This is a genomic window from Bacillus sp. AFS073361 (assembly GCF_002567005.1).
In the GTDB taxonomy this organism is placed as follows: Bacteria; Bacillota; Bacilli; order Bacillales; family Cytobacillaceae; genus Neobacillus.
This window is the reverse complement of the sequence record NZ_NUZU01000039.1, coordinates 400,350-425,780: the sequence shown is the minus strand read 5'-3', so window position 1 is coordinate 425,780 and position 25,431 is coordinate 400,350. Positions and strand designations below refer to the sequence as shown.

General features: G+C 39.3%; 22 protein-coding genes. 12 read left to right on the top strand and 10 right to left on the bottom strand.

The window, feature by feature from the left end; genetic code table 11:
- The first annotated feature begins 71 nt into the window (after nt 1-71).
- A complete protein-coding gene (locus tag COJ96_RS22380; protein ID WP_098575995.1) occupies nt 72-827 on the top strand; it encodes an IclR family transcriptional regulator in 756 nt (251 codons plus the stop codon).
- 379 nt (nt 828-1,206) lie between these two features.
- Here the strand turns inward: COJ96_RS22380 and COJ96_RS22375 are convergent, their stop codons facing one another.
- Together COJ96_RS22375 and pxpB are read right to left on the bottom strand one after the other, a co-directional pair.
- Complete coding sequence (locus COJ96_RS22375) at nt 1,207-2,202, bottom strand: 5-oxoprolinase subunit C family protein (protein ID WP_098575994.1); 996 nt, start codon at nt 2,200-2,202, stop codon at nt 1,207-1,209.
- Entirely contained in the window at nt 2,199-2,933 is a 735-nt protein-coding gene (pxpB, locus tag COJ96_RS22370; protein WP_098575993.1) for a 5-oxoprolinase subunit PxpB, read from the bottom strand. Before pxpB ends, COJ96_RS22375 begins: the two co-directional genes overlap by 4 nt.
- 273 nt (nt 2,934-3,206) lie before the next feature.
- Here pxpB and COJ96_RS22365 point away from each other — a divergent pair, with 273 nt between their 5' ends.
- The 5 genes from COJ96_RS22365 (at nt 3,207) to COJ96_RS22345 (ending at nt 7,882) form a co-directional block, all read left to right on the top strand.
- Nucleotides 3,207-3,977, top strand: a complete 771-nt coding sequence (locus COJ96_RS22365; RefSeq protein WP_098575992.1) for a LamB/YcsF family protein — start codon at nt 3,207-3,209, stop codon at nt 3,975-3,977.
- A 1-nt stretch (nt 3,978) separates the two neighbouring features.
- Nucleotides 3,979-5,217: an NRAMP family divalent metal transporter gene (locus COJ96_RS22360; RefSeq protein WP_098575991.1), complete on the top strand. Its 1,239-nt coding sequence runs from the start codon at nt 3,979-3,981 to the stop codon at nt 5,215-5,217.
- A 32-nt stretch (nt 5,218-5,249) separates the two neighbouring features.
- Nucleotides 5,250-6,041, top strand: coding sequence for a putative hydro-lyase (locus COJ96_RS22355; RefSeq protein WP_098575990.1), 792 nt, complete (start codon nt 5,250-5,252; stop codon nt 6,039-6,041).
- Nucleotides 6,042-6,204: 163 nt separating this feature from the next.
- Complete coding sequence (locus COJ96_RS22350) at nt 6,205-7,089, top strand: DMT family transporter (protein WP_098575989.1); 885 nt, start codon at nt 6,205-6,207, stop codon at nt 7,087-7,089.
- Between the two features lie 226 nt (nt 7,090-7,315).
- Nucleotides 7,316-7,882, top strand: coding sequence for an MOSC domain-containing protein (locus tag COJ96_RS22345; protein WP_098575988.1), 567 nt, complete (start codon nt 7,316-7,318; stop codon nt 7,880-7,882).
- Nucleotides 7,883-7,955: 73 nt separating this feature from the next.
- Here the strand turns inward: COJ96_RS22345 and COJ96_RS22340 are convergent, their stop codons facing one another.
- Entirely contained in the window at nt 7,956-8,861 is a 906-nt protein-coding gene (locus COJ96_RS22340; protein ID WP_098575987.1) for an AEC family transporter, read from the bottom strand.
- A gap of 474 nt (nt 8,862-9,335) precedes the next feature.
- On the opposite strand from COJ96_RS22340, the gene COJ96_RS22335 reads away from it, so the two are divergent.
- The 3 genes from COJ96_RS22335 to COJ96_RS22325 are packed head-to-tail and all read left to right on the top strand — an operon-like array spanning nt 9,336 to nt 12,518.
- A complete protein-coding gene (locus tag COJ96_RS22335; protein WP_098575986.1) occupies nt 9,336-9,914 on the top strand; it encodes a biotin transporter BioY in 579 nt (192 codons plus the stop codon).
- 47 nt (nt 9,915-9,961) lie between these two features.
- Nucleotides 9,962-11,428, top strand: a complete 1,467-nt coding sequence (locus COJ96_RS22330; protein ID WP_098575985.1) for an AMP-binding protein — start codon at nt 9,962-9,964, stop codon at nt 11,426-11,428.
- On the top strand, nt 11,424-12,518 hold the full coding sequence (locus COJ96_RS22325) for an acetyl-CoA C-acyltransferase (protein WP_098576159.1): 1,095 nt from the start codon (nt 11,424-11,426) through the stop codon (nt 12,516-12,518). The genes COJ96_RS22330 and COJ96_RS22325 overlap by 5 nt, the downstream gene beginning before the upstream one ends.
- Nucleotides 12,519-12,718: 200 nt before the next feature.
- On the opposite strand, the gene COJ96_RS22320 is transcribed toward COJ96_RS22325, so the two are convergent.
- Together COJ96_RS22320 and COJ96_RS22315 are read right to left on the bottom strand one after the other, a co-directional pair.
- Nucleotides 12,719-13,621 carry a DMT family transporter gene (locus COJ96_RS22320; protein WP_098575984.1) on the bottom strand — a complete coding sequence of 301 codons (903 nt, stop codon included), beginning with the start codon at nt 13,619-13,621 and terminating at the stop codon, nt 12,719-12,721.
- 223 nt (nt 13,622-13,844) lie between these two features.
- Nucleotides 13,845-15,233 (bottom strand): M28 family peptidase, encoded by a 1,389-nt coding sequence (locus COJ96_RS22315; protein WP_098575983.1) that lies wholly within the window; start codon nt 15,231-15,233, stop codon nt 13,845-13,847.
- 431 nt (nt 15,234-15,664) lie between these two features.
- On the opposite strand from COJ96_RS22315, the gene COJ96_RS22310 reads away from it, so the two are divergent.
- Together COJ96_RS22310 and COJ96_RS22305 are read left to right on the top strand one after the other, a co-directional pair.
- Nucleotides 15,665-16,267 carry a hypothetical protein gene (locus COJ96_RS22310; protein WP_257148596.1) on the top strand — a complete coding sequence of 201 codons (603 nt, stop codon included), beginning with the start codon at nt 15,665-15,667 and terminating at the stop codon, nt 16,265-16,267.
- A 292-nt stretch (nt 16,268-16,559) separates the two neighbouring features.
- Nucleotides 16,560-19,373: a DEAD/DEAH box helicase gene (locus tag COJ96_RS22305; RefSeq protein ID WP_098575982.1), complete on the top strand. Its 2,814-nt coding sequence runs from the start codon at nt 16,560-16,562 to the stop codon at nt 19,371-19,373.
- Between the two features lie 19 nt (nt 19,374-19,392).
- On the opposite strand, the gene COJ96_RS22300 is transcribed toward COJ96_RS22305, so the two are convergent.
- Complete coding sequence (locus tag COJ96_RS22300; RefSeq protein WP_098575981.1) at nt 19,393-19,791, bottom strand: (deoxy)nucleoside triphosphate pyrophosphohydrolase; 399 nt, start codon at nt 19,789-19,791, stop codon at nt 19,393-19,395.
- 559 nt (nt 19,792-20,350) lie between these two features.
- Between COJ96_RS22300 and COJ96_RS22295 the strand changes: the two genes are divergently transcribed.
- The gene (locus COJ96_RS22295; RefSeq protein ID WP_098575980.1) at nt 20,351-20,797 is read left to right on the top strand and encodes a carboxymuconolactone decarboxylase family protein; all 447 of its coding nucleotides are present in this window, start codon (nt 20,351-20,353) and stop codon (nt 20,795-20,797) included.
- A 219-nt stretch (nt 20,798-21,016) separates the two neighbouring features.
- Here COJ96_RS22295 and COJ96_RS22290 read toward each other — a convergent pair whose 3' ends face one another.
- The 4 genes from COJ96_RS22290 to COJ96_RS22275 form a co-directional block, all read right to left on the bottom strand.
- The gene (locus tag COJ96_RS22290) at nt 21,017-21,520 is read right to left on the bottom strand and encodes an RrF2 family transcriptional regulator (protein WP_098575979.1); all 504 of its coding nucleotides are present in this window, start codon (nt 21,518-21,520) and stop codon (nt 21,017-21,019) included.
- Between the two features lie 173 nt (nt 21,521-21,693).
- The gene (locus COJ96_RS22285) at nt 21,694-23,055 is read right to left on the bottom strand and encodes an MFS transporter (protein ID WP_098575978.1); all 1,362 of its coding nucleotides are present in this window, start codon (nt 23,053-23,055) and stop codon (nt 21,694-21,696) included.
- Between the two features lie 35 nt (nt 23,056-23,090).
- On the bottom strand, nt 23,091-24,620 hold the full coding sequence (locus COJ96_RS22280) for an FGGY-family carbohydrate kinase (protein ID WP_098575977.1): 1,530 nt from the start codon (nt 24,618-24,620) through the stop codon (nt 23,091-23,093).
- Nucleotides 24,621-24,650: 30 nt separating this feature from the next.
- Nucleotides 24,651-25,427 (bottom strand): SDR family oxidoreductase, encoded by a 777-nt coding sequence (locus COJ96_RS22275; RefSeq protein ID WP_098575976.1) that lies wholly within the window; start codon nt 25,425-25,427, stop codon nt 24,651-24,653.
- Nucleotides 25,428-25,431: the final 4 nt, after the last annotated feature.

Here is a 25,431-nt window from a genome sequence, read left to right as displayed (position 1 = left end):
ATGGAATACTAGAAAGATCATCGCAGGAGTAACTACGATCCGAAATGGTGAATGGGAAGGAGGCTACGATTATGAACAACAAAAACAAAACGGTTGTCCGTTCGATGGATGTATTAAATTTATTTATAGAGCATACCGAATTATCCTTTCAGGAAATTATTAATCTATCGGGGATTCCGAAAACTTCAGTCTATCGAATGCTCAGGTCGTTAGAGGAAATGGAGTTCTTGGAAAAAGGAAGTGATTCGAAATACCGACTTGGACTCTTGTTTCTCAAATTTGGTCATTTGGTTTTGGGCAGGATTGATTTACGTAAGATTGCTTATCCGTTTATGAATGAATTGCATAATGATGTAAAGGAAGCAATTAACTTGATTGTTAGAGATGGTAATGAAGCAATCTATATTGAGAAGATTGACACCAAACAAAAGGTTCGTCTGTATACTGCGATAGGAAGGAAAAGCCCGCTTTATGCTGGTGCCTGTCCACGTGCGATCTTGTCCTTTTTACCTGATTCGGAAGTGCAGTCATACCTCGAATCCATTGAGCCAAAATCATTTGCAATTGGTACAATTACTGACAAGGATAAAATTTATGAAGCGATAAAACAGGCGAGAATAGATGGATTTACAATTAGCCATTCTGAATTGGAAAACCATACATCTGCCATTGCCGCTCCGATTTTTAATCACAAAGGGGAAGTTGTTGCGGGTATAAGTATCGCAGGTATCGAAGCAAATTATCAGGGTGAGAACATTGAGAAATATGCGAAAAAAGTAAAAAGCGTTGCAAAGGAAATTTCAACGCGTTTAGGCTATACGGAATAAAAAGAACGGGGCGGTCTCTGCATCAATGCTTCGCACTTATCGGTTGGGGGATCAGCTTAAGCACCCGAGTTGATAAATAGACGGAAAAATTCCGCTTAAATCGTAATTATTATTAAAAAAGGCTTAAATAGACGGAGAGATTCCGCCTATTTACTCGAAAAACATGAAATGGGGAGATTTTTCTTTGCATAAGCGGAAAATCTTCCCTTATTTACTCCGAAACGAGCTACATTCTACATTTAACCGGAAAATCTCCGCTTATTTTACTTTTGTTGGTTGTACGTGCATAGAAATTTACGGTAGTACCGGCAACTTCTAGAGGGGGATGTGGCAGTGCCGTATCAGCAATCAGTTGTCGATTTTCATCCGCTTATATCCTTCATTCATGAAATGCTTTAAAATGAATGCCCATAGATATTTTACGGAGCAACTGCTCTTGCTTGATTAATTCTACTTCTGCTTGTTCAAGTGACACTTCCTTGAATTGAATGTGTGCGTTTGGCTGCATCTGTGCTAAACAAGGTAGATCAGTGGAAATGACTTGACCGATTTTTGGATATCCTCCAGTTGTTTGTCGATCAACCATTAAAATAATGGGTTGTCCGTTTGAAGGGACTTGAATGGTACCGTACGTGACTCCTTCTGATAATAACTCAAATTTCTCTGATAAGCAGAGTGATTCGCCTTCTAACCGATAGCCCATCCGATCAGCTTGAGTTGTTAATCTATAGTGCTTTGAAAAAAACGCTTGTTGACTGGCCGAATCGAAACGTTCGAACTCAGCCCCTTGTAAAACCCTAATCGTTTGTGTTTTATTGAACGTCAAAAATTCTGTATAGTTGACAGACCAATTAAAATGAGTAGGCATTCTTTCTAGTTGATGAACGAATGCCTGGCTGAGTGGATTGAAATCTCCACATTCCAATACATCGCCTTTTTGTAATGCTCTGCCGTGAAACCCTCCGATCCCTGCACGAAGATAAGTGCTTTTACTTCCCATAACTTCAGGAACCACTATTCCGCCGGCGAATGCCACGTAGGCCCTGCACCCATTCATGGCGGATTTAAATTTTAAAATAGATCCTTTCCGAATCAAAACCGGCCGCCACATGGGTGCTTTTTCTCCATCAATCGTGGGCTGCAGGTCTCCTCCCGTAATGGCAACTAATTCATCAGTTTCAAATTGGAGAGTGGTCCCAAAAAGTGTTATTTCAAGTGCTCCTTCGCCTTCGTCATTTCCGACAAGTAAATTTGCAACTCTAAGAGAAATGGGATCCATTGCTCCACTGACGATGACCCCAAATTTTTGTGAGCCGAATCTCCCTAAATCTTGAATCGTAGTCAATAATCCTGGATGAAGCACTTTAATGCTCATTGTTTCATCTCCTTATAGGCAGCATACTCTTCAAGTGTTATCGGTACATAGCGGATTCTATCTCCAGACTGTAATAAGGATGGCGGTGAAAGTTCTGGAAGAAACAAATCAAGCGGAGTACGGCCGATAATTTGCCATCCACCCGGTGTTTCCAGCGGGTAGATGCCTGTTTGTTTACCAGCAATTCCAACAGATCCCGGAGTGATGGCAAGTCGGGGTGAATCCTTTCGTGGTGTGGCAATTCTTTCGTCCATTCCGCCCATAAACGGAAACCCTGGTGCAAAGCCAATCATATAGACTAAGTAATCATTTGAAGAATGAATTTGAATTACTTCTTCAACAGAAATGCCGTGATAATTTGCTACATATTCCAAATCTGGACCAAACTCTCCTCCGTACAGGACGGGGATTGTTATCAGCCGTTGTTCGGATATTTCGCTTGTTCCTAATTTATCGAGCAACGCTAGAATGAAAGCGCTGACTTTTTTATAAGGACTTGATAGTTCTTTATCTGAGCTGGAATAATAGACGGCAACAGGATTGTAATAAATGGTCAAGCTATTATAAGACGGCACAGATTCAATCAATCCTGTAAACGGCTCTTTTTCTAATAAGTTGGAAAGATTTTTCACTCTCTCATGGGTGGCGGGGCTGATTCCATCGCCTAATTGAATGACTAGTGCAGAATCCCCTAAAGGCCTTATGTTCGCATTATTTTTCTGATGGGCCATTCTAAACAGCTCCTCTAGGTTTCGAATTTCGGTAACTAAGTTCTGTCAAACGGATATTACAAACATTATAGTTTACATTCAAATTAAAATACAAGTCTTGAAATATAGAATATTATGATATTTATAATTTTCATATAATTTCGCAAACAATATATTCAATTGAAAATAATTATGCTAGAATGGGTTTAAGTTTCAAAACCTAAGTTCCGAAATGTGGAACAAATGAGAGCGCTTATTGCATGAGTAGACGAGTGATCAATGGAGGGGAGAAATATGTTTCAAGTCGATTTGAATTGTGATTTAGGGGAGAGTTTTGGCCGTTACAAGCTTGGGGAACAGGAAGAAATTTTGAAATACGTCACATCTGCAAATATTGCTTGTGGCTTTCATGGTGGAGATCCCAGTGTGATGAGAGAAACGGTGAAGATGGCTATTTCTCATGGTGTCAAAATTGGAGCTCATCCTGGTTTGCCAGATTTAAACGGCTTCGGGCGAAGAGAGATGGCGATTACACCTCAAGAAGGATATGACATGGTTGTATACCAAATTGGGGCATTGCAAGGGTTTTTAATGACTTTTAATGAAAAGATGCAGCATGTAAAACCCCATGGTGCTTTGTACAATATGGCGGCAAAGGATCGAAAACTTGCTGAAGCCATTGCACAAGCGGTCTATGACGTATCCCCGTCATTGATATTATTCGGCCTTGCGGGCAGCGAATTAACAAAGGCCGGCGAAAAGATCGGTTTACGAACAGCACATGAGGTGTTTGCAGATCGCACGTATCAAGCGGACGGGTCTCTGACTTCCCGCTCACAAGAGGATGCATTGATTACAGATCAAGAACAATCGGTTACGCAAATTGTGAAAATGGTGACCGAAGGAAAAGTAGTTTCCCAGCAGAAAACAGAAGTTTCGCTTCGTGCAGATACCATTTGTATTCATGGAGATGGTGCACACGCCTTAGCCTTTGCAAAATATATAAATGAAACGTTAGAAAAGAAGAATATTACTGTAACTGCAATCTCTAACTTGGAGGTTTAATATGGAAAATCCTAAATTTGATGTTATACAGGAAAATGCCAAAGCGACAGGGAAAATGAAGGTAAGTAGAAGCGTATTACTCGGTGCCGCCTTTTTAATGGCGACATCATCAATTGGACCTGGATTTTTGACACAAACGACTGTATTTACACAGCAATTGGCTGCAAGCTTTGCATTTGTTATTTTAATTTCATTATTATTAGATATCTTTTCACAAATGAACATTTGGAGAATTATTGCCGTTTCCGGGCTGCGTGGACAAGAAATTGCCAATAAAGTGTTCCCTGGACTCGGAGTGGTTTTGGCCATACTTATCGTCATTGGAGGTTTGGCATTTAATATCGGAAACGTTGCCGGTGCTGGATTGGGTCTGAATGCCATGCTTGGCTGGGATCCAGTTACAGGTGCTGTGATTAGTGCGCTGTTAGCGATCTTTATTTTTGTCGTGAAAGAAGCAGGGAAAGCAATGGACAAATTCGCTCAAGCAGCAGGGTTTGTAATGATCCTCCTTATGCTGTACGTGGCATTCACGACATCACCGCCGGTTGGAGAGGCGATTGTGAATACGGTTATACCGGAAAAGATTAGCATGTTTGCGATTGTTACGCTTGTTGGCGGTACAGTAGGAGGATATATTACGTTTGCAGGAGGACACCGTTTATTAGATGCGGGTATCAAAGGTGTTGAAGCATTGCCAGCCGTTACGAAAAGCTCTGTTACAGGGATTCTTGTTACCGGTGTTATGCGGGTGGCATTATTCTTGGCTGTTCTTGGGGTTGTAACAAAAGGACTCGCTATTGATCCAGCGAATCCGCCAGCTTCAGTGTTCCAACTGGCTGCAGGTGACGTGGGATATCGGATGTTTGGTGTAATTATGTGGGCTGCGGCGGTAACATCTGTTGTTGGAGCGGCGTATACGTCGGTTTCATTTATCCGTACATTTCATCCTGCTATTGAGAAAAACCAAAATTGGGTCATTATTGCATTTATCGTTATTTCAACTGCCACGTTTGCCGTTGTTGGAAAACCAGTAACAATCTTGCTTATTGTTGGAGCATTAAACGCACTTATTTTGCCAATAGGTTTAGGTACATTATTAGTTGCTGCATATAAGAAAAGTATTGTTGGTGAGTATAAGCATCCCCTTTGGTTGACGATTACGGGCGGCTTTGTGGTAGTGATTATGGGGTATTTAAGTATTGTGACATTGATCGAGCAATTGCCATTGGTTTTTAAGTAATTTTATAAGTAGCCAATTTGGGAGGTAGCTTTATGGGGAAATATGAAACGTTGGAGCCGCAAGAAATAAGAGAGTTGATTCGGAAACAAGAGATTACTGGACCGACGGCAGGAATGTCAAAAGGGAATACCCAAGCGAATTTGGTTATCTTAAAAAAGGAGCATGCCTTTGACTTTTTGCTTTTTTGCCAGCGGAATCCGAAGCCATGTCCTTTATTGGACGTGACGGAGCCTGGCTCCTATGTTCCTGCAATGATTGCCAAAAGTGCAGATATCCGTAAAGACATCCCGAAATATCGTATTTACAGAGACGGTGTTTTTACAGAAGAAGTCGCAGATATTACTGAGTACTGGGAAGACGATATGGTTGGCTTCTTGTTAGGCTGCAGCTTTACATTTGAAACACCACTCCTAGAGGGCGGTATTCCAATCAGACATATCGAAGAAAACTGTAACGTTCCGATGTACAAAACGAATATTAAGTGCCAAAAAGCAGGCATGTTTGAGGGTCCGACAGTCGTCAGTATGCGGCCGATGACACCAGAAGATGCAATCCGTGCCGTTCAAATTACATCACGTTTTCCAGCCGTACACGGTGCGCCAATTCATATCGGGGATCCTAGCCAAATTGGCATCATGGATATTTCAAAACCTGATTTTGGAGATGCTGTCTCATTTAAACAAGGGGAGATTCCAGTATTTTGGGCTTGTGGTGTAACTCCTCAAGCGGTTGCGATGGAAAGTAAGCCCTCGATCATGATTACTCATGCACCAGGATGTATGTTCATCAGTGATATAAAAGATGAAGAATTGAGTGTTTTATAAGACGTATTTGTCATCATAATTTTATAGTAAAATAGAAATGTAATTCTAATAGTAGGGTGTGTAAATTATCTTACTAAAATGAGGCGATGCATTAGTGCATCGTCTCTTCGAACTTTGCAGTTACAATTGCGACATGCTTTTTGTCGTTGAAAAGGGGATGTAGATGGTGTTTACAAAATCAACTGCTGCGCTTCTCGTCCTCATTTTGATCTGGGGAGCAAGCTGGCCAATCAATAAATTAGCAGTACCCTATTCACCGCCATTGCTTTATGCGGGACTGCGTGCACTTTTAGGAGGTATCCTGCTGACAGTTATCATTTGGAAGACACGGAAGGCGATAAATTGGCGGAAGAACTGGCAGAAGTACTTTATAGCGGCTTTCTTTAACACGATCCTTTTTTTCGGGCTTCAGACGGCTGGATTGCTCTATCTACCGGGTGGATTGTTTTCCGTTCTTGTCTATTTTCAGCCGATTTTACTGGGCCTTTTCGCTTGGCTGTTACTTGGTGAATATTTATCGCCAGTCCAAATACTTGGTCTGCTTCTAGGATTTGTTGGAATAGCGGTAGTTAGTGTGGATGGTCTGACAGTCCATATCTCACCAATCGGAGTAATACTCGGGTTACTAACTGCAATAAGTTGGGCGTTCGGAGTAATCTACGTTAAGAAAGTAAGCAGAGACGTTGATTCGTTTTGGATGGTGGCGCTTCAATGTATCATCGGCGGTATTTTCCTCCTAAGTATCGGATCAGTGTTCGAAAGTTGGTCTGCCATCGAATGGAATGGATTTTACATATCTGGCCTCGGCTTTGGTGCGACTATTGGCATACCATTGGCATACATTCTTTACTACAGTCTTGTTAATGCCGGTAAGGCAAGCAAAGTGGGTTCCTATACGTTTCTCGTCCCGATTGTGGCTGTTATTCTCGGAGTGCTTTTCTTAGGAGAAAAGGTAACATATCCACTGATTATCGGGATGCTGCTAGTAGGAATAAGCATTCATTTTGTGAATTTCCGGTATAAGCCTAAATACAAAAGGAATATGTAAAAATTACAGTTTTGTCTTTGGTGCCTGACCCCCAATGCGTTAAAGTATTAATTCATTGGGGGTCAGGCACCTTTTTCCACGTAACCACTTGCTTTGTATTGGATTTAATTGATTGATAAAATGAATTTAACTACACCTTTCAATTAGTTTGTAATTAAGTGCACAGGTATTTCCAATTCGACCGGTGTTGTGAGGTAGTATTTGTAAGAATAAAAGGAGCTTTCTAATGGAAAAAGTATGGGCAAACATAAATGCAGTTTTAATTGCAGATGATCCAAAGACATTCGTAACTAGAAGAATACCAGAAACAAATCTTGAGTTTGGCGGGATTCGTGGTGACCGCCACTTTGGTATTACCAGTAAGGCGGATTCGAGGCAGCCGATGTATCCAAGAGGAACAGAGATTCTAAACCGCCGCCAAATAACGATTGTGTCAGTAGAAGAATTAGACAGGATCGCAGAAGAATTAGGTGTTGAAGCTGTTCTGCCAGAGTGGTTAGGGGCTAATCTCTTGATAACGGGATATCCGGAATTGACAAAACTCCCCATGGGATCACGTATCCTTTTCACAAGTGGAGCTGGATTAATATGTATGGGTGAAAACCAGCCTTGTACCTTACCTGGTGATGAAATCCAAAAGCATTATGATGATCATGAGAAGTTATCCATCCGTTTTGTAAAAGCAGGTTATAAGCGACGGGGGATTGTTTGTGCAGTAGAAAGTCCTGGAATCATTCACGAAAATGATGAAGTACAGATTTTGGTTAATAATTTTAAAAATCCGATGCAATAAATGGGAATATAGAAAGAATAGAGCTTGTAGGGAGATTGGATTACCTACAAGCTTTTTATCTTTAAGTGAGTACTTATACACCTAAATATAGAAGCACGAGTGGAATAGTCACAATGCTTAAAATCGTAGTGACCAAGGTTGTAAATGAAACGAGGTCGGGTTCTGTGCCAAATTGGACGGCAAACATGGTTGTATTTGCTGCAGCCGGCATTGCTGCTAGTAATATTAGGACACTTTTTAATAGAGAATCAATCGGCATAAACGATACTATCAAGACCGCTAATGCTGGAGAAATAAACATTCGTATAAGTGTAATAGCGGATACAAATTGATAGGCGACTCGTTTTCTTGTAATTACAGCCAATTGCATCCCGAGGACCAGCATAACAGTCGGAATGGACGCATTCGCGATCATATTAAATGCTTCCATAAAAGTTTCTGGTAGGTTTATAGAAAACAGTTGTAGACTAACACCCACTATTGCTCCGTGAAGAACCGGCATCCGAATCACACGTTTAAAGGAATCGCCTATAGAAGCTCCCTCTTCACCGCCAAGCGATGCAAAAAAGAGACCAACAGTATTCATAAGAAAGGATTGAAAAACCATCATAACGACCGCGTAATCAAAGCCAGCCGAACCGAAAGCAAAGAGAACAACAGGGGCACCATAATTACCAGCGTTCATAAAGGCTCCTCCGAGCATCATCGCGGACATTTGCTGCTTGGAAGCATGAGAGAAATAACTGCTCACTGCCACGACTAAAACTAGCAGAAAACAAAGAAGAACACAAAATAAAAAGATATAAAAGTATTCCATTGTTAATTCATTCGTATAAAAAGTTCGGAATGCCAAAAAAGGAGACATGAGATATAGGGCGGCCATTGAAATTGATTTGATATCAAAGCCAATTAATTTTTGACCAAGATACCCGGTGAAAAAAATGAAAAAAGGAGGCAATATGATCATCAATAATGCCACAGGCTTTCACCCCCATCTGGTATGTATTTTTAACTAAAATGGCTGAGCTGCCACTATGGTTATTATAGTTGAAGAAAATAGAAACGTGAATTAAAAAAACTGATAGAAATTTTTTCAAAAAGCCAATTTGGATTAAAAATAGATAGAGAAAATTCAGTAGAGGTAGACTGTTAAAAAATTTATACTAATAAAAGTATGGTTTGGGATTTTTTTTGAAAAGGTGTGGGGGTTTTGGAAGAAGCATTATTGCATGGGGATAATCATCTAATCGACATATGGCTTGGAATGTTTCCGAGCCTTTTTTATATTCTTGCTAAAAGGAAGCTGTACATTCGAAAGGTCTTGATAATACTGATACTTTGAATAATGAAGTTCCATTGTTAACTGCAATAAAAATCTAGTTGACATTTAATGTGAGATTCATTATTATGATGGTTGTAAATATTACAAATTCATCATTTGGGAGAATTAAAAATGAAAATTAAAGAAATGACCTCTGTTGCAGTGTTTGCTGCCGTCATGGGCGCTCTAGGCGTAGTTCCGCCTATTATGCTTTCTTTTACTCCTGTTCCTATTACATTACAAACTTTAGGTGTGCTTCTTACAGGAGGAGTATTGGGAGCAAGATTAGGGGCGATGAGCCAAACCATCTTTTTATTACTTGTTGCTGCTGGAATGCCTCTTCTATCTGGAGGACGAGGTGGACTAAGTGTATTTGTCGGACCAAGTGTTGGTTATTTAATTTCATGGCCAATTACGGCTTTTTGTATTGGGTATTTACTATCACGTTTTCAAAATTTAAAATTACAACATGTTTTAATGATTAATTTGACAGTTGGAATTCTATTAATCTATTTAATTGGAATTCCTGCGCAAGCATTTATGATGGAAATTCCTGTTTTAGAAGCTGTTAAATTAAGTTTAATTTATATACCAGGGGATGTGTTAAAAGCTATTTTAGCTTCTATTTTAGTTTACAGACTAAGAAAGCACCCGTTTTTTTCACGCTCATTAGCAACAAGTTATTCTAATAACTTAACTAAAAATATCTAAATCTTAAGAGACACCTTGATGTGTCTCTTTTTTAAAGGAGATATATCATGGGAAATATTACAGATTCATATAAGACTTTCGCAAAATTATCCCCCAACCGAATAGCGATCCATACAAATCATCAGCAAATTAGTTATCAATATTGGTATAAATTGATTAATCAAACAGCGAACTGGCTTCACTCACTTCATTCAGAAAATAAAACAATAGGAATCCTTTTGCCAAACGGTATCCCTTTCCTACAACTCTTTGCAGGAGCATCTAAGGCTGGCTGGATTGCTGTTCCATATGATTTGAAATGGAATATATCCGAATTAGAAAAAAGGGTCATCCTTTCCCGCCCTTCTATCGTTGTCACAACTAGAGAAATTTACTCTCAAATCAAGCAAATCATTCCTAATGTAACGATTTTGGATGATTGTTTACAGGAAATCCCTCAATTTGATCCTGCAACTGTAAGAAAAACAGAAGAAAGTCTGCCTTTTTACATTGGATTTACTTCTGGTACAACAGGTAACCCAAAAGCTTTTGTTCGCTCTCAAGATTCATGGGTGGCTAGCTTTGCTTGCAATCGTTTTGATTTCGGATTAGATGAATCCGATCAAGTTCTTATTCCTGGTGCCCTAATTCATTCTCATTTTCTGTATGGAGCTATTAGCACCTTGTATTTAGGTGGAACGGTATTTCTTTTAGAAAAGTTTTCTCCTATTGAAGCACTTACATGGATACAGTCCTTACCCATTACAACCATTTATGTAGTTCCGACTATGGTAGAAGCATTCCTGAAAAAAGGAATCCAAATCGATAAGACTATAAAAATTCTTTCTTCTGGTGCAAAATGGTCTGAAAGATCAAAACTTGAAATCCGTCATATGTTTCCTAGTATGACCATGTACGAGTTTTATGGAGCTAGTGAATTGAGCTTCATTACGGTACTTTCTGATAGAGAAGGTATTCAGAAAGCAACATCTGTCGGAAAGCCTTGTTATGGAGTTGAGGTACAAATACGGCGTCCAGATCAGAAATTAGCAAAGCTAAATGAGACCGGAAAAATATATGTGAGAAGCAAATTTGTGATAAATGGGTACTTTGATTATGAGGGAAGTACCATTCATTCCATTCATGATGAAGAGGGGTGGGCCACGGTCCATGATATGGGCTATTTTGACGAGGATGGCTTTTTATATATTATCGGCCGTGAACAAAATATGATTTTATATGGGGGAATTAATATTTTTCCTGAAGAAATTGAAAAAGTAATTGCCTTGCATCAAGATGTCGAGGAAGTTGCTGTAATAGGCCTATCAGATTCATACTGGGGTCAAATTGTGGCTGCAGTAGTAAAAGGAAAGGCTAGCCCATCAGATTTAAAAAAAGTTTGTAAGATGCATTTATCTTCCTTTAAAATTCCTCGTAAATGGTTTTTTCTATCTGAAATGCCTTATACAACGAGTGGTAAGATAGCTCGTGCTGAGCTTATAAAACAAATGGAAAGTAAGGTGAGCAGTGATTAAAAGGGCAGTAATTGTCAAAGCGAAACGAACACCAATTGGAAAAATGGGTGGAATGTTACGAGACATTCAGCCACATAAGCTTGCGGCTCCTCTCCTCCAACATTTAGCGAAAGGATTGGAAGATAGGATAGATGACATCATTTTGGGAAATGTAGTTGGACCAGGTGGAAACGTAGCTCGAGTTGCTGCGTTAGAAGGAGGACTTCCTCTTTCATTAACGGGAATCACCATTGACCGTCAATGTAGTGCAGGGTTGGAAGCAATTCGGATGGCATGTTACTTTGTCCAAGGCGGTGCTGGCCGTTGTTACATTGCTGGTGGTGTAGAAAGTACGAGTACCTCTCCGTTTCCATCTAGAGCGAGATTTTCTCCTAAAAAAATTGGCGACCCAGATATGGGCGTTGCAGCAGAATATGTGGCAGAAAAATACGCCATTTCAAAGGAAATGCAGGATGAATATGCTTTATTAAGTTATAAACGTAGCTGGGAAGCTTATGATAAAGGATATTTTAATCAAGAGATCATTCAAATTGGTGATTTTCACCAAGATGAAGAACTTTTTAGGCAAAGAAAGATGGAAGTACTTTTAAATAGGGCGAAGCCTATATTTAAAAAGATCGGTACCGTTACCGCAGCCAACAGTTGTGGGATACATGACGGGGCATCGGCTGTACTTGTCATGGAAGAAAACATGGCATTAAATAATGGATTCCAACCCATATTACGATTTTTGGATAGTGAAGTCACAGGTGTACATCCTAATTACCCAGGGGCTGCCCCTATTCCAGCGATTCAAGATTTATTAAAAAGAAACGAATTAACCATTGCGGACATAAACCTAATTGAAATAAACGAAGCTTTCTCTTCCAAGATTGTCGCCTGTATAAAAGAACTTTCCATTGCTTATGACAAGTTGAACGTTTGCGGTGGAGCTTTAACGCTAGGACATCCTTATGGAGCTTCAGGAAGTATCATAATCACGAGGCTTTTCTATGAAGTTCAAAGACGAAAGGGTATGAAATATGTATTGGCTGCCATTGGAAGTGGTGGGGGAATTGGAGTAGCGGTCCTATTCGAGGTGGTAACATGAAAACGAAGGAACATGAGATTTTTTAATAAAGATGATGTGCAACAATATAGGATTTGAAGGAATATCTGATTTGACCTTGGTTTGTCATGTCTGGAAGATTGTTACATGAAATGTACAAAAAAAGGATAGATAGAGCATTTATTCTGCTCCACTATCCTTTTATTATTGACTAAAAAGTGAATGTATCTTCTTTATAAGCATTAAACTCCCATTTTCCCTTGAATGACAATCTGTTCCGACGCCTGCTTTTGCTTCTTATTTACAAGATAGATACTGGCCACGATCAGGACAATTCCTAGGAATAAAAGTTTCGTAAAGGGTTCATTTAATAATACAGTACCGATGATAACTGCGAGCATTGGAACCAAGAATGTAAATGTTGCGACAACACTGGCATCTCCTGTTTTCACAAGTATAACGTAGAGAATCCATGATAACGCAATCCCTAGAATCGTACCAAAGGAAAGCCCCCAAATAAATGTATCATTCCAAACAATACTGGACCAATTCTCAGACGAAAGTCCGGCTATCATCAGAACACATCCCCCAATTAAACACTGGAATGCCACCATCCAAAGAGAATCAACCGAGTAAGAATTTTTTTTGGTGTACACTGTACCTAATGCCCAGGAAAGCGCGGATAATATGCCGAGTATAATACCTAAAATGGAAACATGGCCGGAAAATCCTTCTGCGCTTACAGAAATGACTCCAAGGAACCCTAGAATAAGTCCCAATACCTTAGGGAGGGTCATCGATTCGCCTAACCATAGCCATGCAAGCAGACCAACTAAAATAGGTTGAAAATAGACAATGACTGAGAATAAGCCTGATGGTACTAATTTAAGCCCCACGGTTTGCAGCCCATAGAACAAAGCGATATTTAAAGTGCCGGTGACGACATATATTTTCCAATTCTTTCGCCAATGGATCCGGTCACGTGTTTTCCAAATGACAGCACCTAGGAGTACGCCGCCAAACAAACACCTCATCCCGGCAAAAAGCAAAGGAGGTGTATAGACTAATGCAACTTTATAAATTGGCCAAGAAACACTCCAAATTATAATTAAGCCTGCCATCATTAAAAACCATTTTAATTTCATTAGATCTCTTCTCCCTCAGTTTAATAGAACTAACTGCTGGCTCATAGACCTTAGATTATTGAGCCTAACATCTATTTTTCTATAAAAAGCGAACTTTAATAGAATACGCCTCAATGTAAAAAATTTCAATTAAGAAATCTTGGATGAAAATCTGGAAGGTGTTTTATGCCCATAGAAAAAAACGCTTGAATCTTTTGATTCAAGCGTTTTTTCTATTTTTTTATTAATCTACTGGTCTGTTTTCAAAATCGTAGTCAACTGTTGCAGGAGCCACATGTGCTCGATCAAGAGCTGGTGTATCTGGGCGAACAATTTGATAGGCTGATGCTCCAACGATGGATGCAGCTTGTTGCAGCTTTTCCTTGCTGATATGCTCAATCGTATCTGTTGGCTTGTGATACTGAGGTTCAACAGGTGAATGAATAAATAAAGCAGAAGGAATGCCAACGTCATGGAATGGCTGATGGTCACTTCTTCCTAACTGTCCATACGGTATTGCAACATCATACAATCTCGATGTGGATGACGCTCCTAAGTCGGTAACCAGATTCTTCTTACCATCAATGGTATACATGATCAGCCCGCCTAATGGATGATCTTCTCCTGCTTCTGCTCCGCCAATCATATCCATTTGGAAGTGGGCAACCATGCGGTCTATATCACTTTGTGGAAGCTGCGAAACGTAGAATGATGAGCCCACCATCCCTCTTTCTTCCGAACCGAAGGTAAGGAAGCGGACTTCTGTATCAATCGGTGTATTCACAAAAATTCTTGCTAGCTCCAATACCGCTGAGACTCCGGAAGCATCGTCATTTGCACCTGGTCCATTCGGAACGGAGTCATGGTGTGAACCTATTGTGACAATTTGACCGGTATCTTTGTTCTTTTTAGGCTTTAATTTAGCTTCAACTACATAGGATGTTTTTTCGATTTTTTGGATATCGACGTCTAGGGTTGCACTAACTTTTTCACCATTGTTTAATTTTTTTACTAAATCTAAGCCTTGTGCTCTTGTAATTCCGACAGCTGGGATATTTTGTCCCTCAGCAGCTTGTCCAAAGACATTACTGGTTCCGGTGCTATTGTACATAAGAACCCCAACTGCGCCTTTATCCAAAACATTCTGAATCTTATCCACGAAGGTATTTTCACCACGTTCTACTAAGGCAATTTTTCCCTTTACCTCATCACTAACTGTTCCTGGTAAAGCTTTACCTGCATCAAAAAGCTCTGCAGTGATAGTACCACTATAACTGCCGCTAAAGGCATGTGCAGCAATTTCCGTATCGTTAATTTTCGCTGCTTCATGGTTTGTCTTATAATCATAGATTGGGAAAGGTATTCTTTTAGTTTCGAGTCCTAAGCTCTTAAACTGGCTTTCTATGTACTCAACCCCGCGAACCTCTCCCTCGGTACCCGCTTCCCTTGGTACTGCCGAAAGATACTTTATCGTATTGTACATATTCTCTGAACTGATTTTTTTGATAACCTTGTTGTCAAAAGCTGTGTCTGATTGTGCATTTTGGGCACTATTTGCCTGGGCATACACCACCCCTGATGATAGAAGCATGCTTGCTGCGAGAACTGAGATAATCGATTTACGACGAAACATGAAACTCCCCCTTTGAAAAAGTGATACTCTACTATTATTCCAATTTTGGTAAATATAGTAAATGAGGACAAAATCCTAGAAGCTTCATAAAAATCAGCAAATGGTACTACACCGAGTCGAGTTATTACAAAAAAATTTCAATCAAATGCTGGATTCCAAATGAGTTTCAAGCACATAGAAAAAATAGCAACTTTACAAAAAAAATGGGTAAAATTTTAACGAAATTGCAAAAAAAGCCTTCAAAAATCATTTTTTGAAGGCTTTTTATGATGTTTCACGCTAAAAATGCCTTCAAAAGTGAAAAAAGGAAGTTCGCTTGATCTTGCCAAACTCGATATCGTAGAAGTACTGAGGGTGGGGATATTCACATATGGCACTTTCCTATATTTATTTCTTTATCAATTATGAAATACGAAAGGTAGTGGTTAGAGATGGCAAGGTTTAGAATGGTTCCTACAGATTTTTGGAAGAATCCGATTGTTGTAGAAGAGATGACCCCTGAGGACAAATATTTTTATCTTTATCTTCTTACGAATCAAAATACGACTCAAACTGGCATCTATAAAATTACGAAAAAACAAATGGCTTTTGATTTGGGCTATTCGATTGAGATTGTACATTCGTTAATGGAACGATTCATCGAGCACCACAAGTTTATACGGTACAATCCTGATACGAGAGAACTGGCAATGAAAAACTGGTGGAAGGATAACCTGGTGAAAGGCGGGAAACCGGTGATGGACTGTATTTTTTCTGAGTTAAAGGATGTGGAGGATCTTTCACTTATTCGCTATGTTTCGGAATCCATTCAAAATCAGGAAATTCGCAGCCTATTTGAATCATTTTGTTATCAAGAAGAGAGGGGGTTCAGTAAGGAACATAGCGATCAAAATGAAAAGAATACATATCAAGTTACTGACTGCGGGGAACATGACGATACGTTGACGCCTCGTGATACGATACGGGGACAAGAAGAAGAAGAAAATAAAAAGAAAATAAAAAACAACAACAAGAATCTTTTCATCCATGTATAGAGGAAAATCCATGGTTAAATGATTCCTTATATACCGTAGAAGAAATTGATTCCTTTTATGAAAGTCAGAATTGCTCACCAAAGCAAAGGAGATCACCAAAATGGTTTTCTGCCGGAAGAGATATTTCATGTGGATTTGAATTTGACCTAACGGTAGGTGAAGATTGATGAATACAGCAGCACCACAGGGATTCCCAATAAAAAATAGATGATCTTTTTATTTCCCCAATTATATTGTACAATTTTGGTATATCCAATAAATAACAATATCAGAAAAATCAGGGGAAATTGAAATGGAAGCGACTGAAAAGAAACTTATTGTTAATTCAGATAAAGGCAATTTATTAAGAGAATTAGTGAAATCGATGAACGAGTGCGAGCGGTTTTATTTTAGTGTCGCGTTCATTAATTTTAGTGGGCTGCAGCTGCTGCTGGATCCGTTAATGGAAGCAGAGAAAAAAGGAATCAAAGGGAAGATTATCACTTCGACCTATCTAAACTTCACAGATGCTAAGGCTTTAGAAAAACTCAAAGAGTTTAATAACGTTGAGTTGAAGGTGTTTGTTACTGATAAAGAGATTGGTTTCCATACCAAGGCATACATATTTGAGTACCGTGATAGTTATAAGGTCATTATTGGCTCATCTAATATTACACAAAGTGCACTAAAAAGTAATATTGAATGGAATGTCGAGATTATTACGAAAGAAAATGGTCGGTTTATTCAAGATGTTTTGAAGGAATATGATAATCTCTGGAATATGAGTGAGGATGCTGATCAGGATTTTATTAAGCGATATGAAGAATTTTTGGCGAGCTTTAAGCAAACACAAAGAACTCACCAATTGATTTATGAAAACAAACAATATATTGTTCCAAATCGAATGCAAAAGCGTGCTACAGAGAATTTGGAGAGACTTAGAAGCTTCGGCGAGAAAAAGGCCTTGGTCATAGCAGCAACCGGAACAGGTAAAACCTATATGTCCGCATTTGATGTAAAGCGTTTTAAATCAAGAAAACTCCTGTTCATCGTACATAGAGAAGAAATATTAAAAAAAGCAAAAGATACTTTTGAGATGCTTCTTCCTAATGATGGTATCACCTTTGGATTACTTACAGGTAATCACAAACAGAAACATGTAGATTATGTGTTTGCAACGATCCAAACCATTTCAAAATGCTATGAGGAATTTGGAAAAGATGAATTCGATTATTTAATCATTGATGAGGCCCATCATGCCACCAGTCCAACTTATCAAACTGTCTTAAGCTATTTTGAGCCAAAGTTTACTTTAGGGATGACAGCAACTCCTGAACGCAGTGATGGTTACAATGTTTTTGATTTGTTTGATAATAATGTAGCTTTAGAGGTGCGGCTGCACGAAGCATTAGAGGATGAGTTGGTGATACCTTTTCACTATTTTGGCATCACCGATATCGAAGGCATCGATTTAAGTGATGTGGATATTGATGATATCCCCGAAATTACCAAGAGGTTGAAGGTCAATGAACGGGTTGATTTTATCATCGAAAAGATGGATTTCTATGGTCATGATGGTGACAAAAGAAAAGGCCTAGGATTCTGTGTCAGCATAGAACATGCTCAGTATATGGCTAGTGAATTTAATAAACGGGGCTATAAAAGTGTGTGTCTGTATGGTGCTGATTCACCTGAAACCCGTGAGAGATATATTAATCGATTAGAGACTGACAATGATGAGTTAGAATTTATTTTTACCGTGGATATCTTTAATGAGGGTGTCGATATTCCTTCTGTTAATACTGTATTAATGTTAAGACCAACAAACTCTCCCATTGTCTTTATTCAACAGCTTGGTAGGGGATTACGAAGGCATGGTAATAAGGAATTCCTGACAGTTCTTGATTTTATCGGAAACCACAATAAAACATTTCTGATTGCGTTGGCGTTAAATGGGAGTCGTTATTATGATAAAGAAAGTTTGAAAGTAGCAGTTGCAACTGGATTTGCCAATATACCTGGGTGTACTCATATCCAAATGGATAAGATCTCTGAGGAAAGGATTCTGGCTCAGATTGATAAAGAAAACTTTAATTCAATGAAGTATTTGAAGGAAGAGTATTTCGAATTTAAGAAGCTTAATCAAGGGAGAATTCCTTATTTGCTGTTGGATTATCTGAAATACGATGGAGCACCCGATCCTGTGAAATTTATTGATCGTGAGAAAACATATCTATCCTTTGTTGCGAAAGTAGAGAAGGACGAGCATTTAAAAAGTCTGTTACTGAACGAATCGCTTGAGGGTGTATTGAAGGAGTTATCAAGTAAACTTCCACTAAAGAGGATATATGAGTTTGTCATCATTCGGTATTTGTCAGAGCACGAAGAAATTGATCTGGAGACAGCTAAGTATCAAATTCTAAAGATGATCAATTACGTGGATGATGATAGTATTTTGCATGCATTTGAGTGCTTAAATCAAAATTACTATGATAGTGTACAGATTAAAAATAAACCAAGGTTAGTGCACTATAGCAATGGCAAATTAGTTAAAACACCTCTTTTTAAAGAGGTATTAGAAAATGAAGAATTCAAGAATTATATTGAAGATATCATCACCTATGGAATTTTCCGTTACGAGAAAGAATTCAAAGGTGTATATTACGGAGTCCCTCACTTTAAACTTTATGAACAATATCAAATGGTAGACGCTGCTTTACTATCGAATTATCGGAAAATCCATAGTTCTTTCAGGGGCTCCGGTTTACTTGCAAATGGGAACGAGTATTTCCTTTTCATTGACTTACACAAAGAAGAGGATGTAAAGGAAAGTATTAACTACAAGGATAAATTCATTAGCCCTTATGAGTTCCAATGGCAGTCGGTGAATAGTACTACCCAGCAGTCTGAAAGAGGCAAGAATATAATCTTTAATAAGCAGCGCGGCGTAAATCTCCACTTATTTATTCGAAAATATAGAGAGATCGATGGAAAAACTGAACCGTATATTTACATTGGGAAAGGGAATTCTATTTCCTTCGAAGGAGATAAGCCAATTACTGTCATCATGGAATTAGAAAATGAAGTCCCGGCATCTTTATATACTGAGTTTACAAAAAAAGTGTAGTCTTCTCATTTCGAGAAGACTATTTTTCTTGGATTAATTGTTCAACAGCTGGAACATCCGCCGGTGCCCATTTTAGTGAATCTAAGTTTTCTCGTTTTAACCAAATTAACTTTGAATGCTCACTTGGCAACGGTGTTCCCTCAACAACTCTACATTTAATTGATATCAAGTTGATAATAAATGTTTCGTATTCATGGGTGTTGTCATTAAAAACTTCATTAAATGTCTCAATCTTACATCCCAGCTCTTCATCGATTTCCCTTTTTAGCGCTGAATAAATGTCCTCATTTGCTTCCACTTTACCACCAGGAAACTCCCACATATTTGGAATAGACATTTCTGGAGATCTTAGCGCACATAGAATTTCTTGCTGTTCATTTTCAATAATAGCAGCAACAACTTTTACAAGCTTTTTCAAGATAACCCTCCTATACATTTCACTAGCCATTATAATACCACTTTTAGTGGATAGATGCTGCACTTCTTTCTCGTAATACAAGTGTTCCTATGATTGTTGTGGTCCAAGGTTCGGAGGCTAAATCCAATGGTGGAATTTTTCGTTTGTGTAGTCAAAGGTGTGGAGAGAAAATGAGAGAAGCCTTGGCAAAGGAACTAGAACTGTTTAGAGAAGTGAATATGGTGTCTATGCACTAGCTGTTTTAGCTATAGATGAATATTAATACTACTGAATGCTCGGAGAAAACTCCGGGTTATTTATTTTTACGGATAATCTAGTGCTTACTTTTCCACCATCTTTCGACCACATAAATAATAAGCAATAACCCGCCAATCTCGATAGCGTGGTCCATTATCACTTTAAGGAACCTTCCATGTGGACCGTATATCTAGGCTAAATTTTTAAAGTCCTATTCTATGGAGAACCAATAATCTCGAATTGACAAAAGCTAATTAAAGGTGTAAATTATAGATACAGTTAATCNNGATTAACTGTATCTATAATTGTAGGGGGAATAGAAATGGAACTACGTATTAATTACTATGATATAGCACCTGAAGCACTTAAAATCATGATGGAAATGGAGAAGTATACGAAAACTAGTGGACTAGACCGTAAGCTCCGTGAACTAATTAAAATCCGTGCTTCTCAAATTAATGGCTGTGCTTATTGTATTAATATGCATACCGCTGATGCTCGAAAAATGGGTGAAACGGAACAGCGTTTATACTGCGTAAGCGCATGGGAAGATTGTGACTTCTACACGGATGCTGAAAAAGCAGCATTAGAATTAACTGAACATGTGACGTTAATACCAACTAAGCGAGTACCCGATGAGCTTTATGATCGAGTTCGTGCTCATTTTAGTGAAAAGGATTATGTAGATCTTGTTATTTTGATCAATCAAATTAATAGTTGGAATCGAATCTCGATTTCAATGGGGAATTTCGCAACTGCGGCAAAATAGAATTTTTATGTCTATACATTAATCGAGCGCTAACCTCAAAAGGGGATTAGCGCTCGATTTGTAATATAGGGATTATCATAAGATAAGAGAATTTGGTTTTAGTAGGGGAAATGAATCGGGATAGAATGTTTGTTTTTGGAGCTGTATTTTTTGAAATTTATGGGTAATTGGGTAAAGACCCCCTTAACTTGCGGGATAGAGGGGAAAGGGGTGTCTTGATTAACTGTTACTCTTCTCAAAATATTCACGTGTATCTTGACGTGTTTGTTTCGATAAAACATGATCCAGCTCTTCATTCAGCCATGAAAGGGTCTTTTTACGTAAGAAATTTCGCATATTTTCTTCTGCCTCAAGCATAACTAGGTTAATGGTGCAGGCGGAAGTTTCGGAGCAGCAGCTGGAGTTTTGGTTATCTCGAACCAGAAGGCCATTATCTTTTATATTTTTACATTGAAAAATGGGCTTTTTCCCTTCAATTGCTTCGATTACATCCCAAAAAGAAATTTCTTCTGGGGACCTCGCTAATCTATAGCCGCCCTTAACCCCAGGTACTGAATTTACGATACCTGCCTTGGCTAATTTAGCAAAAATTTTTGAGAGATATGTCTCTGAAATGCCTTGAAAGGCAGAAAGATCCTTTATTCCTATGCTTGAATCTGGAGGAATATCAATTAAATAAACAAGGCAATGCAGGCCATATTCAACACCAATACTATACTGCATGCAAACACCTGCTTCCTATTTAAATAAAGAGATTAATAATTATATTAGGTATATTTAATTTTTTTGTCAAACTTGTTCACCTGCCTCCTGTGGTGTTCAGGCACATAGAGGAAGAATAAAACATAGATGGAACATAAGAAAAGAGCCTCTCTATTCAGAAAGGCTCCAATTTATTAGAGGTTTACGGCATTGTGGCTTTCAACCTTTTGGTTTACCAATGCACGTCGGCGGTCGAGTTCTACATCCATTTCGGCCCGTTTATCGTCAAGTTTATAGAACCATATCGTAATTCCAATCAGTAAACAAATGGCGAGTGGCACCCAGATAAAACTGATTTCGATATAGGATAAAGCTTTGGCAGTTTGTGTGGTATTGGGAACATAGCCGCCCATTTTCAAAATCACTCCAACGAGTGCACTCCCAAGTCCCAAGCTTACCTTAACAGAAAAACCTTGAAAGGCTGCAATCATCCCTGCAATACTTCTGTTGTTTTTGTACTCGGAATAATCAATAACATCTGGCTGAATCGCAAAGGTAGTTCCGAAGATTCCATAAATCCCCAGGCCGGTAATCGTCAAACCGGCAATCAGTAAGACAGGTGATGACTTTCCGAAATAAATCACTAAATCTCCGACAATATAAATGACCGTACTTAAAAGCAATACATTTTTCTTCGGCATTTTCTTTTGAAGCCAAGGCAAGAGCAGCAGCATTGGCAGTCCAGAGAGAATGCCGAATAGTCCGACAAACGTCAGCCAATCCGTACGTCCCAGATTATAGGTGAAATAGTAGATCACGGTTGTATTTCGAATGACAAAAAGACCAAAATAGAGAAAGTTCAAGATAAAGAAAATAACAGCCGGGCCGGTCAATCCCTTAAAATCGTCTTTAAAAGAGGACTTCCCAGGTTGAACAGTAGGCGGAACCACCTCTTTGGTGTTCATAAAGGTAAATACAAACACGAACACCGCGGCGATGCCATAAATGGTCATTGTAATCAAATAGCCTTTTTGGGTATCACCTTGACCAAAGAAAGTGACAAGCGGCGTTGTAATCGTCATAACTAAAGCGGTTCCAATTAATGCACAAATCATCCTTGTCGATACTAACCAGTTCCGCTCATGGTTATCAGACGTTAACCTTGGTACAATGGTATTTAATGGGATATTGACCACTGTATAGGCAATGTTTAACAAGCAATAAGTGATATAAGCCCAGAGAATCTTTCCGGACATACTGAAATCCGGAACAATAAAGGTCATGATGGTAAAAACAGCAAACGGAATTGCTCCGATTATGAAGTAAGGTCTTCCTTGTCCCCATCTTGTACGAGTCCGATCGACCAATAATCCCATCCCCGTATCGGCAAAAGCATCGATGATTTTGGTTACTAACATTAAAGTACCGGCAACGGTTGCAGTGATTCCAAAGACATCGGTATAAAAAAACAACAAATAAGACGCCATCGTACTAAATACGAGGTTGCAGGCGAAGTCGCCAGCCCCGTATCCAATTCTTTTCTTCCATCTATTCATCTGCATCAACCATCCTTTATTTGCTTATGCTCAAATTATCTTGCAGAAAGCCTTGTCAACGTTTTCATATCAGCTTTTAAATTTTGATAGATAGATTTATAAACTTGGTAATACTCAGTATATTTCTGATGATTCCCCTTATTAGGCATGATCTTCTGGTCGAGAACCTGCCATTTCTTCACATCTTCATAAGAGAGAAGACCTGTGCCAATTCCAGCCAGCATGACATCACCCATATTCGCTTCTACATCATGAATAGGACAGACCACTGGATAACCCGTGACATCGGCGAAGATTTGTCTCCACAATTTTGATTTGGTGACTCCGCCGGCCAGCAGGATATATTCTCCAAGGTCTTCTCCTGTCGCTTCCATTGCATCCCGTAAAGAGAACGCAACCGCTTCCAGAAAGGCACGATAAATATGCGCTTTGGTATGCGCCAATGAAAGTCCCACGATTGTCCCTTTTGCATCGGAATCCCAAATTGGACTTCTTTCTCCCATAAAGTATGGAAGGACAATCAACCCATCGCTTCCAACTGGAATTTCTGCAGCTTGTTCATTCAATAGATCATAGGCATTTTTCCCGCCCGCTTTCTCTGCTTCCAATTCATATTGGCACATCGTTTGACGGAACCATTTCACAATCGCTCCAGCTGTCGCTCCACCAGCAAAATTATAGGAAAGTCTTTTGGCATCAAATAAGTAGGGCCAGACAATCAAATCTTTTCCTTTCACTGGTTTATCGGAAATGAAGGCCGCGCACATAGAAGTTCCAATGGCTGCTGCATAAATCCCAGATTCAAATACACCGAGACCGATATTGGCAGCACCACAGTCAATGCCACTGGCGATCACTGGCATTCCTTCAGAAAGTCCCAACTCGGCTGCGGCTTCTTTTGTCAATCCACCTACACTATCAGTTGATTCTACGATCTTTTCTGGCATCATCGACAGCGGAATGCCCATCGCATTCATCAACTCTTTGGACCAGGTTCTGTTATTCATATCAAAAATCCCGCCGATATTTCCTGCAGAAGAATAATCAATAGCAATTTCTCCAGTCAGCTTATAAATGACATAATCATTTGGCGGAAGAAAAAGCTTGGTTTTATTCCAATTTTCCGGTTCATGATTTTTCATCCATAACATTTTGGTAAAGCCATAATAAGGGTCGGCCCCATTATGGGTAATGTCGAGTAGTTTTTCTTCTCCGATCGTATCGATTACCCATTTTGTTTCGTCTTCTGCTCTTCGATCCATCCAAATCATGCATGGCCTAACCGGTTCCATGTTTTCGTCCAAGGGAATTCCTGAACCCCCGTATAGACCGCTAATAGCGATACCCTTTATGTTCTCCGCTGGAATTCCTGACTTATGTACCGTGTTTCTAATGGATGTTCTTGCTGCATCAAGCCATACATCTGGCCACTGCTCTGCCCATAAAGGCTTTGGGGTCAAAACATCGTATTCTTGTAAATCTTGAGCAATCAAATTGCCTTCTGTGTCCATTAGGATGGTTTTGGTGCCGGATGTTCCGATATCTGTACCTAGTAAGTACTTCATAGTTACTCCTCCTAAGAATCTTTTAGTCTATTAAATACAAGTAAAGGCACCATCGATGACAAAGTCAGATCCCGTTGTGAAGCTGCTAGTATCTCCTGCAAGATAGACACAGATGGACTGAAGTTCTTCCGGTCTTCCCATTCTGTGAAGCGGTGCCATTTCATTCCACTGTTGAATCAATGGCTGTAAGCTCGGAGAATTTAATGTCAGTTCGGTTCCAATATATCCAGGACTAATAGAATTGACGCGGACATTTCTTGTCGCCCATTCCACCGCGAGGGATTTAGTCAACTGGATGACCCCGGCTTTTGAGGCATTGTAGGAGCTTTGCGGTTGTGGCACATTCACAATATGCCCTGACATCGATGCCGTATTAATAATAGAACCGCCGCCTTGTTTTAACATGACTTTACCAGCTGCCTGCGCTGTTAGAAAAACGCCGGAGAGATTAATATCAATTACTTTCTTCCACTGTTCATACGTCATTTCCTCTGCTGGAACATTCATACAGATTCCGGCATTACAGAAGGCAACATCTAAACGGCCGAAAGCATCCAGTACTTTTTCGATCATGGCATTTACATCTTCTGGGTTTGTAACATCTGCCTTGATGGCAATGGATTGAATCCCATTATTTTCTTCTAGTTCTCTTGCTGTTTTGCTTGCTTCCTCGATATCGAGGTCAACGATGGCTATATCTGCTCCTGCTTCAGCAAAAGCGGTCGCAACACTTTTTCCAATTCCCCTTGCACCACCAGTGACAAAAATTTTCTTCCCGTCCAGTCTCATTTTTTCAATAATACCCATGTTT